Origin of the sequence: Mesorhizobium sp. B2-4-6 (genome assembly GCF_006442775.1) — a bacterium.
In the GTDB taxonomy this organism is placed as follows: Bacteria; Pseudomonadota; Alphaproteobacteria; order Rhizobiales; family Rhizobiaceae; genus Mesorhizobium.
On the sequence record NZ_VFVI01000002.1, the window covers coordinates 69824 to 83893 of the forward strand.

Here is a 14070-nt window from a genome sequence, read left to right on the forward strand (position 1 = left end):
GATCGGTGATGAGCGAGGACGTCCCGACTTTATATGCGTGGGCCGGCGGCGGCGAGGCGCTGAACCGGCTGACCCGGACCTTTTATGACAAGGTGGCTGCGGATCCGGTCGTCGGGCCGGTATTCAGGCACATGTCGCCGGATCACCCGGCGCATGTCGCCGCCTTCATCGGCGAAGTCTTTGGCGGGCCGAAGACCTACAGCGAGAAGCATGGCGGCCATCGCGAAATGGTGATGCATCACCTTGGCAAGCACCTGACCGAGGAACAGCGCCGCCGCTGGATCAATCTCCTTGCCGACGCGGCGGACGAGGTCGGCCTGCCGGACGACCCCGAGTTCCGCTCCGCCTTCATGGGCTATGTCGAATGGGGGTCGCGGCTGGCGAAGATGAACTCGAATCTGGGCGAGACCTGCGATCCCGAGACCGAGCCGATGCCGACCTGGGGCTGGGGCGTGCCGGGCGGACCTTATAAGCCGCCGGCCGGGAAATCTTAAAGAGCGGGCGCGCCCGCGATCGATTGCCGGCAGCCACGCAATTCAGATTTCCGGCAAAGCTTTCAAAACCGCTGCCGAGTACTCTTTACAGAGTGCCCGGAAGCTTTTAGGAAGCGCCTGCGCCGAACAAGCGCATGCACGGGCATAGCTCAGTTGGTAGAGCGGCGGTCTCCAAAACCGCAGGTCGTAGGTTCGAGCCCTGCTGCCCGTGCCATTTCCTCCAAACGGCAAAACAAAGCTCTTCCGGTTGAAAATCGGCGGGTGACTTGCCATATGGTGGAAATTGGGGCATAAGCCCCGCATAGCCGGGACGGGACGACTGGATGGTTCCGAGGCGGCGTTAGGACATAAAGCGGACCCTTGCCACTTGCGTGGATTAAGAATCGGTTTTATGTAGACAAGACAGACACGCGACGCGTGGAGCTGGGAAGCCGGCTTTACGCGTCTGATTTGCGTGGGTGAAATGGCGGCGCTGATTCGCGCCGCATAGAGCCCAGGCGGCACGTCCCGGTCAGCGGGATCATCCAGGAGGCCCGGCCAACGGGTCTTGAAAACAGGCGGCAGATGGCTTCGAAAACCACTAATCCCTTCACCTTTCTCCAGCAGGTTCGCGCGGAGACGGCCAAGGTGACATGGCCCTCGCGGCGCGAAACCATGATCTCGACCGTGATGGTCCTGGTGTTCGCGGTGATCGCGATGCTGTTCTTCTTCGCTGCCGATATTCTGATGGGCTACGCGATCGAGTGGATCCTGGGTCTCGGACATTAATTCGGCGGTTTACGGAGAGGTCGTGAAATGACTGCGCGGTGGTATATCGTCCACGCCTATTCGAACTTCGAGAAGAAGGTCGCCGAGGATATCGAGAACAAGGCCAAGCAGAAGGGCCTGTCCGGTGACATCGAGCAGATCGTCGTGCCGACCGAGAAGGTCGTCGAGATCCGCCGTGGCCGCAAGGTCGATGCCGAGCGCAAGTTCTTCCCGGGCTATGTGCTGTTGAAGGCCAATCTGACCGATGCCGTGTTCTCGCTGGTCAAGAACACGCCGAAGGTCACCGGCTTCCTGGGCGACTCCAAGCCCGTGCCGATCACCGAGACCGAGGCGCAGCGCATCCTGAACCAGGTCCAGGAAGGCGTCGAGCGGCCGAAGCCTTCGGTCACCTTCGAGATCGGCGAGGCGATCCGCGTTTCGGACGGTCCTTTCGCGTCGTTCAACGGCGTCGTCCAGGAAGTGGACGAGGAGCGTGCCCGCCTCAAGGTGGAAGTTTCGATCTTCGGGCGCGCCGTGCCCGTCGATCTGGAATTCGGACAGGTCGAAAAGGGCTGATCCGTAGACCCGCGCCGGAAGGCGTTGGTACACCCGCGCCGCGAGGCGTCGGGATCCGCGCCGCGAGGCGTCGGGAGCGGCGGCAGACGCCGCATGAACGGGTGGGAGGCGAAGGCGGCATAGCCGGCCGCCGGAACCGCACCACCAGACTGCAACCGCCGGCGTTGCCCGAGAATGGGGCCGGCATGAGAAAAGGCAGGAATAGAGATGGCTAAGAAAGTTGCAGGCCAGCTCAAGCTCCAGGTTGCCGCGGGCTCGGCCACGCCGTCGCCCCCGATCGGCCCGGCGCTTGGTCAGCGCGGCATCAACATCATGGAATTCTGCAAGGCGTTCAACGCGCAGACCCAGGAGCTCGAGAAGGGATCGCCGATCCCGGTCGTCATCACCTACTACCAGGACAAGTCGTTCACCTTCGTCATGAAGACGCCGCCGGTGAGCTACTTCCTGAAGAAGGCAGCCAACCTGAAGTCGGGCTCCAAGGAGCCGGGCAAGGTCAAGGCCGGCACGATCAGCCGCGACAAGGTGCGCGCGATCGCCGAGCAGAAGATGAAGGACCTGAACGCAAACGACGTCGAGGCGGCCATGCGCATGGTCGAGGGTTCCGCCCGCTCGATGGGCCTGGAAGTGGTGGGCTAAGATCATGGCAAAGATTGCAAAGCGTATTGCCAAGAGCCGTGAAGGCATCGATCCGAACAAGGCTTACGCCCTCTCCGAGGCGCTGCAGCTGCTCAAGGACCGGTCCAAGGTGAAGTTCGACGAGACCGTCGAGATATCGATGAACCTCGGCGTCGATCCGCGCCATGCCGACCAGATGGTCCGCGGCGTGGTCAACCTGCCGAACGGCACCGGCCGCTCGGTGCGCGTCGCCGTGTTTGCCCGTGGCGACAAGGCCGAGGAAGCCAAGGCCGCCGGCGCCGATATCGTTGGCGCCGAGGACCTTGTCGACATCGTCCAGAAGGGCACGATCGATTTCGATCGCTGCATCGCCACGCCGGATATGATGCCGCTGGTCGGTCGTCTGGGCAAAGTTCTCGGCCCGCGCGGCATGATGCCGAACCCGAAGGTCGGCACGGTGACCACAGATGTGGCCGCGGCCGTCAAGGCTTCGAAGGGCGGCGCCGTCGAGTTCCGCGTCGAGAAGGCCGGCATCGTCCAGGCCGGCGTCGGCAAGGTCTCGTTCGACGTCAAGGCGCTGGAAGAAAATGTCCGCGCCTTCGCCGATGCGGTGACCAAGGCCAAGCCCGCGGGCGCCAAGGGCAACTACGTCAAGAAGGTGTCGGTCACCTCGACGATGGGCCCCGGCCTCAAGCTCGACATCGCGACGCTCGCCGCGTCGTAAGTGTCATCTGATCGGCTAGGCCGATCGCGAAAGAATCCCGGACCGCCGATCCGTCGGCGGCCCGGTACCCCGGAAGCCGAAAGGTTTCCGGATATCCTGTCCGAGATTGCAGGCGGCCCAAAAGCCTTAATTCACTTGGGCCTGCATGAGACGGGTGAAGACCCGACAAAGGAGCCAAGCTCCAATGAAAGGTTCGAACCGTGTTTGCCTTTTGTCTGCGCACTATCCGGCGTGCCGGCTGGTGTGGCGAAAGGGGGCAGGATCCTCGAGCGTCGTTCGGGAGATCCGTACTGGATGGCCCGGCCGGCAAAAGGCAACCCGACGCCTGACCTCGTTAATGGGGCAGGGGTCAACTGGAGATAGGCAGTGGACAGAGCGGAAAAACGCGAACTCGTCACGGGCCTGAATGATGCGTTTTCAAGCGCTGGTTCAGTCGTCGTGGCCCACTACGCCGGTATCACCGTCGCGCAAATGAACGACCTTCGGTCGAAGATGCGCGCCGCCGGTGGCACCGTCAAAGTCGCGAAGAACCGTCTCGCCAAGATCGCTCTTCAGGGCACGGACTCCGCATCGATCATCGATCTGTTCAAGGGACAGACGCTGGTCGCTTATTCGGAGGATCCGATTGCGGCGCCGAAGGTCGCGTCCGATTTCGCCAAGGGGAATGACAAGTTGATCATTCTCGGTGGCGCGATGGGTACGACCTCGCTCGACGCCGACGGTGTGAAGGCACTTGCCACACTACCGTCGCTCGACGAGCTGCGCGCCAGGCTGGTTGGCATGATCGCCACGCCGGCTACCCGGATCGCCCAGATCGTCAATGCGCCCGCGGCTTCGGTCGCGCGTGTCATCGGCGCTTACGCCCGGAAGGACGAGGCGGCATGAGGCCGTTCCTCGCTGTCAACAACACACGTTCGAACCTAGTGAAGGAATACAAAAATGGCTGATCTCGCAAAGATCGTAGACGACCTTTCGAAGCTGACCGTCCTCGAGGCGGCTGAGCTGTCGAAGCTCCTGGAAGAGAAGTGGGGCGTTTCGGCCGCCGCTCCGGTGGCGGTTGCCGCTGCTGGCGGCGCTGGTGCCGCCGCCGCTGCTCCGGCTGAAGAGAAGACGGAATTCGACGTCGTTCTCGCCGATGCCGGCGCCCAGAAGATCAACGTCATCAAGGAAGTCCGCGCCATCACGGGCCTTGGCCTCAAGGAAGCCAAGGACCTGGTCGAAGCGGCTCCGAAGCCGGTCAAGGAAGGTGTTTCCAAGGCCGACGCCGACAAGTTCAAGGCTCAGCTGGAAGCAGCTGGCGCCAAGGTCGAGCTGAAGTAAGCCTGTTAGGCGAGGGCGGACGGTCTCGCGCCGTCCGCCCCCTCCCTTGACGAAGGGAGGGTTCTGTTGCGCGAGGCGTTTGAAAACCTCTTTCCTGAGGGCCGAAAAGCGGCCTTCCGGAAACGGGTTTTCTCCCGTTTTAGCCGGTAGCCGCCAAACCATTGGCAGGGCGGCCGGAAAAACAGATAGGGGCAGCCGCCGAGGCCGCCCGTTGGTGCAAGGCGAGCCGAGGCGAGGTTCGTCCCGAGTTTATAGCTAAGGAGCGACGATGGCCCAGACCCAGACTTTCAATGGCCGCAGACGCGTACGCAAGTTCTTCGGAAAGATCCCGGAAGTTGCGGAGATGCCGAACCTCATCGAGGTTCAGAAGGCATCCTATGACCAGTTCCTGATGGTGGATGAGCCCAAGGGCGGCCGTCCGGACGAAGGGCTGCAGGCCGTTTTCAAGTCGGTCTTCCCGATCTCCGACTTTTCCGGCTCCTCGATGCTGGAGTTCGTGAAGTACGAGTTCGAGGCACCGAAATTCGACGTTGACGAGTGCCGTCAGCGCGATCTGACCTACGCTGCCCCGCTGAAGGTGACGCTGCGCCTCATCGTGTTCGATATCGACGAGGATACCGGCGCCAAGTCGATCAAGGACATCAAGGAGCAGGACGTCTACATGGGCGACATGCCGCTCATGACGTCGAACGGCACCTTCATCGTCAACGGCACCGAACGCGTCATCGTCTCGCAGATGCACCGTTCGCCGGGCGTCTTCTTCGACCACGACAAGGGCAAGTCGCACTCGTCGGGCAAGCTTCTGTTTGCCGCGCGCGTCATTCCCTATCGCGGTTCGTGGCTCGACATCGAGTTCGATAGCAAGGACGTCGTGCACGCCCGCATCGACCGCCGCCGCAAGATTCCGGTGACGTCGCTCTTGATGGCGCTCGGCATGGACGGCGAGGAGATCCTGTCGACCTTCTACAACAAGATCACCTACAAGCGCGCCGGCGACCACTGGCGCATTCCGTTCAACGTCGAGCGTTTCCGCGGCCTCAAGGCCGTCGGCGACCTGGTCGACGCCGACACCGGCGAGATCGTGGTCGAACAAGGCAAGAAGATCACCGCCCGCCAGGCTCGCCAGCTCGGCGAGAAGGGTCTCAAGGCCATCAAGGCGACCGACGAGGACCTGCTCGGCAACTACCTTGCCGAGGACATCGTCAACTACGCCACCGGCGAGATCTTCCTCGAAGCCGGTGACGAGATCGACGACAAGACGCTGAAGGTGCTGCTCGGCACCGGCGAGGACGAGATCCAGATCCTGGACATCGACCACGTCAATGTCGGCGCCTACATCCGCAACACGCTCAACGTCGACAAGAACGAGAGCCGCCAGGACGCGCTGTTCGACATCTATCGCGTCATGCGCCCGGGCGAGCCGCCGACGCTCGAGACCGCCGAAGCCATGTTCAACTCGCTGTTCTTCGACAGCGAGCGCTACGACCTGTCGGCAGTCGGCCGCGTCAAGATGAACATGCGGCTCGAGCTCAAGGCCGAGGACACCGTGCGCGTGCTGCGCAAGGACGATATCCTGGCCGTGGTCAAGACGCTGGTCGAACTCCGCGACGGCAAGGGCGAGATCGACGACATCGACAATCTCGGCAACCGCCGCGTGCGTTCGGTCGGCGAGTTGATGGAGAACCAGTACCGCGTCGGCCTGCTGCGCATGGAGCGCGCGATCAAGGAGCGCATGTCCTCGATCGAGATCGACACGGTGATGCCGCAGGACTTGATCAACGCCAAGCCGGCGGCCGCCGCCGTGCGCGAGTTCTTCGGTTCCTCGCAGCTGTCGCAGTTCATGGACCAGACCAACCCGCTGTCGGAGATCACCCACAAGCGCCGCCTGTCGGCGCTTGGACCGGGCGGTCTGACCCGCGAGCGCGCCGGCTTCGAGGTGCGCGACGTGCACCCGACGCATTACGGCCGCATCTGCCCGATCGAAACGCCGGAAGGCCCGAATATCGGTCTGATCAACTCGCTGGCCACCTTCGCGCGCGTCAACAAGTACGGCTTCATCGAAAGCCCGTACCGCAAGATCGTGAGCGGCAAGCTTACCAACGAGGTTGTCTACCTGTCGGCGATGGAAGAGGCCAAGCACTATGTCGCGCAGGCTAACGCCGAGCTCGACAAGAACGGCAGCTTCGTCGACGAGTTCGTCATTTGCCGTAACGCCGGCGAAGTGATGATGGCGCCGCGCGAGAACGTCGACCTGATGGACGTCTCGCCGAAGCAGATGGTGTCGGTCGCGGCAGCGCTCATCCCGTTCCTCGAGAACGACGACGCCAACCGCGCGCTGATGGGCTCGAACATGCAGCGTCAGGCCGTGCCGCTGGTGCGCGCCGAGGCTCCGTTCGTCGGCACCGGCATGGAGCCGGTCGTCGCCCGTGACTCGGGTGCTGCCATCGGCGCTCGCCGCGGCGGCGTGGTCGACCAGGTGGACGCCACCCGTATCGTCATCCGCGCCACGGAAGACCTCGATCCCGGCAAGTCCGGCGTCGACATCTACCGGCTGATGAAGTTCCAGCGTTCGAACCAGAATACCTGCATCAACCAGCGTCCGCTGGTGCGCATGGGCGACCGCGTCAACAAGGGCGACATCATTGCCGACGGTCCCTCGACCGAGCTCGGCGATCTGGCGCTCGGCCGCAACGTGCTGGTCGCGTTCATGCCGTGGAACGGCTACAACTACGAGGACTCGATCCTGCTCTCCGAGCGCATCGTGGCCGATGACGTCTTCACCTCGATCCACATCGAGGAGTTCGAGGTCATGGCGCGCGACACCAAGCTCGGGCCGGAGGAAATCACGCGCGACATTCCGAACGTTTCGGAAGAGGCGCTGAAGAACCTCGACGAGGCCGGCATCGTCTATATCGGTGCCGAGGTGCAGCCGGGCGACATCCTGGTCGGCAAGATCACGCCGAAGGGCGAAAGCCCGATGACGCCGGAAGAAAAGTTGCTCCGCGCCATCTTCGGCGAAAAGGCCTCGGACGTTCGCGACACCTCCATGCGCATGCCTCCGGGCACCTTCGGCACGGTCGTCGAAGTGCGCGTCTTCAACCGCCACGGCGTGGAGAAGGACGAGCGCGCGATGGCGATCGAGCGCGAGGAGATCGAGCGTCTGGCCAAGGACCGCGACGACGAACAGGCGATCCTCGATCGCAACGTCTATGCGCGCCTTTCCGACGTGCTCGTCGGGAAGGAAGCGATCGCCGGACCGAAGGGCTTCAAGAAGGGCTCGAAGCTGTCGAAGGACACGCTCGACGAGTATCCGCGTTCGCAGTGGTGGCAGTTCGCCGTGGAGAACGAGAAGCTCCAGGGCGAGCTCGAGGCTCTGCGCGGCCAGTATGACGAGTCCAAGAAGGCGCTCGAGCAGCGCTTCATGGACAAGGTCGAGAAGGTGCAGCGCGGCGACGAAATGCCTCCGGGCGTCATGAAGATGGTCAAGGTCTTCGTGGCGGTGAAGCGCAAGATGCAGCCGGGCGACAAGATGGCCGGCCGTCACGGCAACAAGGGTGTCGTGTCGCGCATCGTTCCGGTCGAGGACATGCCTTTCCTCGAGGACGGCACGCATGCCGATATCGTGCTCAACCCACTGGGTGTGCCGAGCCGGATGAATGTCGGCCAGATCCTGGAAACGCATCTGGGCTGGGCTTGCGCAGGCATGGGCAGGAAGATCGGCGAGCTGATCGACGCGTATAAGGGTGGCGGCGACATCAAGCCGCTGCGCAAGACGCTGGAAAGCTTCATGCCGGCCAACGACCGCAACGAGCCGATCCGCGAGTATGACGACGAGAGCATCGTTCGCCTGAGCGAGCAGATGCGCCGCGGCGTCTCCATCGCGACCCCGGTGTTCGACGGTGCGCATGAGGCCGACATCAACACCATGCTGGAGCAGGCGGGCCTGCACACCAGCGGTCAGTCGCAGCTCTATGACGGCCGCACCGGCGAGCCGTTCGATCGCAAGGTGACGATGGGCTATATCTATATGCTCAAGCTGCATCACCTGGTGGACGACAAGATCCACGCGCGTTCGATCGGTCCGTACTCGCTCGTCACCCAGCAGCCGCTGGGCGGCAAGGCGCAGTTCGGCGGCCAGCGATTCGGCGAAATGGAGGTCTGGGCGCTCGAAGCCTACGGCGCCGCCTACACGCTGCAGGAAATGCTGACGGTGAAGTCGGACGACGTCGCCGGCCGCACCAAGGTCTACGAGGCGATCGTGCGCGGCGACGATACGTTCGAGGCGGGCATTCCGGAGAGCTTCAACGTTCTCGTCAAGGAAATGCGCTCGCTGGGCCTCAATGTGGAGCTGGAGAACACCCAGGTCGAAGAGACCCCGACGCGTCTGCCCGACGCAGCCGAGTAAAGCCTACGGCGCGCCGCTCTAGGATGCGGCGCGCCGTTCAAATTTTCCGGTCGGGCAACCGGCCAGTCTGCGGACATTTGGTCCGCGATCGATGCAAGGGGTTATCGAGGACCCCGAAAAGGAGAACGGCATGAACCAAGAGGTCATGAATCTCTTCAACCCGCAGGCGCCTGCGCAGGTGTTCGATTCCATCCGGATCTCGCTTGCCAGCCCAGAGAAGATTCTGTCCTGGTCGTTCGGCGAGATCAAGAAGCCGGAGACCATCAACTACCGCACCTTCAAGCCGGAGCGTGACGGCCTGTTCTGCGCGCGCATTTTTGGCCCGATCAAGGACTATGAGTGCCTGTGCGGCAAGTACAAGCGCATGAAGTACAAGGGTGTCATCTGCGAAAAGTGCGGCGTCGAAGTCACGCTGTCGCGCGTTCGCCGCGAGCGCATGGGCCATATCGAGCTCGCCGCGCCCGTCGCCCATATCTGGTTCCTGAAGTCGCTGCCCTCGCGCATCGGCACGCTGCTCGACATGACGCTCAAGGATATCGAGCGCGTGCTCTACTTCGAGAACTACATCGTCACCGAGCCCGGCCTCACCGCGCTGAAGGAGAACCAGCTCCTCAGCGAGGAAGAGTACATGCTTGCCGTCGACGAGTATGGCGAGGACTCTTTCACCGCCATGATCGGCGCCGAGGCCATCCATGACCTTCTGGCCGGCATGGACCTGGAGAAGATCGCCGGCGACCTGCGCTCGGAGCTGGCGTCGACCACCTCCGAGCTCAAGCAGAAGAAGTACCTGAAGCGGCTCAAGGTCGTGGAAAACTTCATGGAATCCGGCAACCGACCGGAATGGATGATCATGAAGGTGGTTCCGGTGATCCCGCCGGACCTGCGTCCGCTCGTCCCGCTGGACGGCGGTCGCTTCGCCACGTCCGACCTCAACGATCTCTATCGCCGCGTCATCAACCGCAACAATCGCCTGAAGCGGCTGATCGAGTTGCGCGCGCCCGGCATCATCGTGCGCAATGAAAAGCGCATGCTGCAGGAAGCCGTCGACGCGTTGTTCGACAACGGCCGTCGCGGCCGGGTCATCACCGGCGCCAACAAGCGTCCGCTGAAGTCGCTGTCCGATATGCTCAAGGGCAAGCAGGGCCGGTTCCGCCAGAACCTGCTCGGCAAGCGCGTCGACTATTCCGGCCGCTCGGTCATCGTGACCGGTCCGGAGCTGAAGCTGCATCAGTGCGGCCTGCCGAAGAAGATGGCGCTCGAGCTCTTCAAGCCCTTCATCTACGCCCGCCTCGACGCCAAGGGTTTCTCCTCGACCGTCAAGCAGGCGAAGAAGCTGGTCGAGAAGGAGCGTCCGGAGGTCTGGGATATCCTCGACGAGGTCATCCGCGAGCATCCGGTGCTCCTGAACCGCGCGCCGACGCTGCACCGCCTCGGCATCCAGGCGTTCGAGCCGATCCTGATCGAAGGCAAGGCGATCCAGCTGCATCCGCTGGTCTGCACCGCCTTCAACGCCGACTTCGACGGCGACCAGATGGCGGTCCACGTGCCGCTGTCCTTGGAAGCGCAGTTGGAAGCCCGCGTGCTGATGATGTCGACCAACAACATCCTGCACCCGGCCTCCGGCGCGCCGATCATCGTGCCGTCGCAGGACATGGTTCTCGGTCTCTACTATCTCTCGATCGTCAACCAGAACGAGCCGGGCGAAGGCATGGTGTTTGCCGACATGGGCGAGCTCCAGCATGCGCTGGAGACCAAGGCCGTGACGCTGCACGCCAAGATCAAGGGCCGCTTCCGCACCGTCGACGCCGAAGGCAAGATGGTGTCGAAGATCTACGACACCACGCCTGGCCGCATGATCATCGGCGAACTGCTGCCGAAGAACGTCAACGTGCCGTATGAGACCGCCAACCAGGAGATGACCAAGAAGAACATCTCCAAGATGATCGACACCGTCTACCGCCACTGCGGTCAGAAGGAGACGGTCATTTTCTGCGATCGCATCATGGCGCTCGGCTTCGCGCATGCCTGCCGCGCCGGCATCTCGTTCGGCAAGGACGACATGCTGATCCCGGATTCCAAGATCAAGCTGGTCTCCGAGACCGAGGCTTTGGCCAAGGAATATGAGCAGCAGTACAATGACGGCCTGATCACTCAGGGCGAGAAGTACAACAAGGTCGTCGACGCCTGGGCCAAGTGCTCGGAAAAGGTCGCCGACGAGATGATGGCCCGCATCAAGGCGGTGGAGTTCGAGGACAACGGCCGTCAGAAGCCGATGAACTCGATCTACATGATGTCGCATTCGGGTGCGCGCGGTTCGCCCACCCAGATGCGTCAGCTCGCCGGCATGCGTGGCCTGATGGCCAAGCCCTCGGGTGAAATCATCGAGACGCCGATCATCTCGAACTTCAAGGAGGGCCTTACCGTGCTCGAGTATTTCAACTCGACCCACGGCGCTCGCAAGGGTCTGGCCGACACCGCCTTGAAGACGGCGAATTCGGGTTACCTCACCCGCCGTCTCGTCGACGTGGCGCAGGACTGCATCGTCAACTCCGTGGATTGCGGCACCGACAAGGGCCTCACCATGCAGCCGATCGTCGATGCCGGTCAGGTCGTCGCTTCGGTCGGCCAGCGCGTGCTGGGCCGCACCGCGCTCGACGACATCAACCATCCGGTCTCCGGCGAATTGCTGGTCAAGGCCGGAACGCTGATGGATGAGCGCGATGTCGAGCAGATCGAAAAGGCCGGCGTGCAGTCGATCCGCATCCGTTCGGCGCTGACCTGCGAGGTCAGGACCGGCGTGTGCGCTGTCTGCTACGGTCGCGACCTGGCCCGCGGTACCCCTGTCAACCAGGGCGAGGCCGTCGGCGTCATCGCGGCGCAGTCGATCGGCGAGCCGGGCACCCAGCTCACCATGCGTACCTTCCACATGGGCGGTACGGCGCAGGTGGTGGATAGCTCGTTCCTTGAAGCCTCCTATGAGGGCAAGGTGCAGATCCGCAACCGCAACGTGGTGCGCAACTCGGAAGGCCAGCAGATGGTCATGGGCCGCAACATGGCGGTGCTCATCCTCGATGAGACCGGCAAGGAGCGCGCCACGCACCGCGTCGCCTATGGTTCGCGTATCTTCGTGGACGATGGCGACAAGGTGAAGCGCGGCCAGCGTATCGCCGAGTGGGATCCCTATACCCGCCCGATCCTCACCGAAATCGAGGGCAGGGTGGCGTTCGAGGATCTGGTCGACGGCATCTCCGTGCAGGAAACGGCCGACGAGTCGACCGGCATCACCAAGCGTGAGGTCATCGACTGGCGTTCGACGCCGCGCGGCAGCGACCTGAAGCCCGCGATCGTCATCCAGGACGCCAAGGGCAAGGTCGGCAAGCTGTCGAAGGGCGGCGATGCACGCTTCCTGCTCTCGGTCGAGGCCATCCTCTCGGTCGAGCCGGGCGCGCATGTCCGTCCGGGCGACGTGCTTGCGCGTATCCCGATGGAAAGCGCCAAGACCAAGGACATCACCGGCGGCCTGCCGCGTGTTGCGGAATTGTTCGAGGCTCGCCGTCCGAAGGATCACGCCATCATCGCCGAGATCGATGGCACGATCCGCTTCGGCCGCGACTACAAGAACAAGCGCCGCATCATCATCGAGCCGCATGACTCGACGCTCGAGCCGGTGGAGTACCTGATCCCGAAGGGCAAGCCGTTCCATCTCCAGGACGGCGACGTCATCGAGAAGGGCGACTACATCCTCGACGGCAACCCGGCGCCGCACGACATCCTGGCGATCAAGGGCGTGGAGGCGCTTGCCTCCTACCTCGTCAACGAGATCCAGGAGGTCTACCGTCTGCAGGGCGTGTCGATCAACGACAAGCACATCGAGGTGATCGTTCGCCAGATGCTGCAGAAGGTCGAGATCACCACGCAGGGCGACTCGACCTACATCCCGGGCGACCACGTCGACGTGATCGAACTGGAAGAGGTCAACGAGCGCCTGATCGAGGACGGCAAGAAGCCGGCCGAAGGTCAGCCGGTGCTGCTCGGCATCACCAAGGCCTCGCTGCAGACGCCGTCCTTCATCTCGGCCGCTTCCTTCCAGGAGACGACCAGGGTGCTCACCGAGGCCGCGGTTGCCGGCAAGACCGACATGTTGCAGGGCCTGAAGGAAAACGTCATCGTCGGCCGTCTGATCCCGGCCGGCACGGGCGGTACGATGAGCCAAATCCGGCGCATCGCCACCTCGCGCGACGAACTCATCATCGACGAGCGCCGCAAGGCCTCCGGTGTCGAGGTCGCCGACCCGATGCTGACCGACATGGTCAACGCCGCGCAGTGAGCGGCTTGACATGAGAAACGATGAGAAGGGGCCCACGTGGCCCCTTCTTGCATTTCAAGATCTGATCCCGAAAAGCGGACACCGGTTTTCGGAAGAGATCATGATCGAATAAAGAGACCAGATCAGTATGACGGTTCTATTAGCCGTCATCCTGATCTGGCTTCACGAACGAGGAAGAACCATGAGCAGCAAGACTTGGACGGCTGTCGACGACTACATCGTTTCCTCTCTTTTCGAAGCGGATCCCGTCCTGGATGCGGTGCTTAAGGCCAACCGCGATCAGGGCCTGCCCGCGATCGACGTGTCGGCCGCGCAGGGCAAGCTGCTGTCGCTGCTGGTGCGCATCCGCGGCGCGAAGAAGGTGCTGGAGGTCGGCACGCTTGGCGGCTACTCGACCATCTGGATGGCGAGAGGATTGCCGGCGGACGGCAAGGTCGTGACGCTGGAACTCGATCCGCACCACGCCAAGGTCGCGTGCTCGAATTTCGAGCGGGCAGGGGTTTCCGACAGGGTCGACCTGCGCGTGGGGCCTGCGCTGCAGTCGCTTGGCAAGCTGGCGGACGAAGGTGCCGGACCGTTCGATCTCATCTTCATCGATGCCGACAAACCGAACAACCCGAACTATCTGACCCGGGCCATGAAGCTGTCGCGCCCAGGCACCGTCATCGTCTGCGACAACGTCATCCGCGACGGCGCGGTCGTGAAAAAGAACAGCGGCGACGCCAATGTCGAAGGCGCTCGCGCCGCGTTTTCGTTCATCGGCGGCGAGAAGCGGCTGGACGGCACCGCCATCCAGACCGTAGGCGCCAAGGGCTATGACGGCTTCGCCATTGCGATCGTCGAGTGAGGATGCCGTTGGCCT

At 63.0% G+C, this 14070-nt stretch carries 10 protein-coding genes and 1 tRNA gene; all 11 read left to right on the plus strand.

What is annotated here, in order from left to right; translation table 11 throughout:
* Positions 1 to 8: 8 nt before the first annotated feature.
* The 11 genes from FJ957_RS06185 (at position 9) to FJ957_RS06235 (ending at position 14055) form a co-directional block, all read left to right on the plus strand.
* Positions 9 to 494 (plus strand): group II truncated hemoglobin, encoded by a 486-nt coding sequence (locus tag FJ957_RS06185; protein ID WP_140829724.1) that lies wholly within the window; start codon positions 9 to 11, stop codon positions 492 to 494.
* A 138-nt stretch (positions 495 to 632) separates the two neighbouring features.
* Positions 633 to 708 (plus strand) — tRNA-Trp (locus FJ957_RS06190).
* 350 nt (positions 709 to 1058) lie between these two features.
* The gene (secE, locus tag FJ957_RS06195) at positions 1059 to 1262 is read left to right on the plus strand and encodes a preprotein translocase subunit SecE (protein ID WP_027170383.1); all 204 of its coding nucleotides are present in this window, start codon (positions 1059 to 1061) and stop codon (positions 1260 to 1262) included.
* Positions 1263 to 1289: 27 nt separating this feature from the next.
* Positions 1290 to 1817, plus strand: coding sequence for a transcription termination/antitermination protein NusG (gene nusG, locus FJ957_RS06200; protein ID WP_140545994.1), 528 nt, complete (start codon positions 1290 to 1292; stop codon positions 1815 to 1817).
* Positions 1818 to 2024: 207 nt separating this feature from the next.
* The gene (gene rplK, locus FJ957_RS06205) at positions 2025 to 2453 is read left to right on the plus strand and encodes a 50S ribosomal protein L11 (RefSeq protein WP_095765524.1); all 429 of its coding nucleotides are present in this window, start codon (positions 2025 to 2027) and stop codon (positions 2451 to 2453) included.
* Positions 2454 to 2457: 4 nt separating this feature from the next.
* Entirely contained in the window at positions 2458 to 3156 is a 699-nt protein-coding gene (gene rplA / locus FJ957_RS06210) for a 50S ribosomal protein L1 (RefSeq protein WP_140637120.1), read from the plus strand.
* A gap of 366 nt (positions 3157 to 3522) precedes the next feature.
* Complete coding sequence (gene rplJ / locus FJ957_RS06215; RefSeq protein WP_140545996.1) at positions 3523 to 4041, plus strand: 50S ribosomal protein L10; 519 nt, start codon at positions 3523 to 3525, stop codon at positions 4039 to 4041.
* A 54-nt stretch (positions 4042 to 4095) separates the two neighbouring features.
* The gene (rplL, locus tag FJ957_RS06220) at positions 4096 to 4476 is read left to right on the plus strand and encodes a 50S ribosomal protein L7/L12 (RefSeq protein WP_059189560.1); all 381 of its coding nucleotides are present in this window, start codon (positions 4096 to 4098) and stop codon (positions 4474 to 4476) included.
* A gap of 268 nt (positions 4477 to 4744) precedes the next feature.
* Complete coding sequence (rpoB, locus tag FJ957_RS06225) at positions 4745 to 8881, plus strand: DNA-directed RNA polymerase subunit beta (RefSeq protein WP_140786226.1); 4137 nt, start codon at positions 4745 to 4747, stop codon at positions 8879 to 8881.
* Between the two features lie 130 nt (positions 8882 to 9011).
* Positions 9012 to 13208, plus strand: a complete 4197-nt coding sequence (rpoC, locus tag FJ957_RS06230; protein ID WP_140829726.1) for a DNA-directed RNA polymerase subunit beta' — start codon at positions 9012 to 9014, stop codon at positions 13206 to 13208.
* Between the two features lie 181 nt (positions 13209 to 13389).
* Positions 13390 to 14055, plus strand: a complete 666-nt coding sequence (locus tag FJ957_RS06235; RefSeq protein WP_140829730.1) for an O-methyltransferase — start codon at positions 13390 to 13392, stop codon at positions 14053 to 14055.
* Positions 14056 to 14070: the final 15 nt, after the last annotated feature.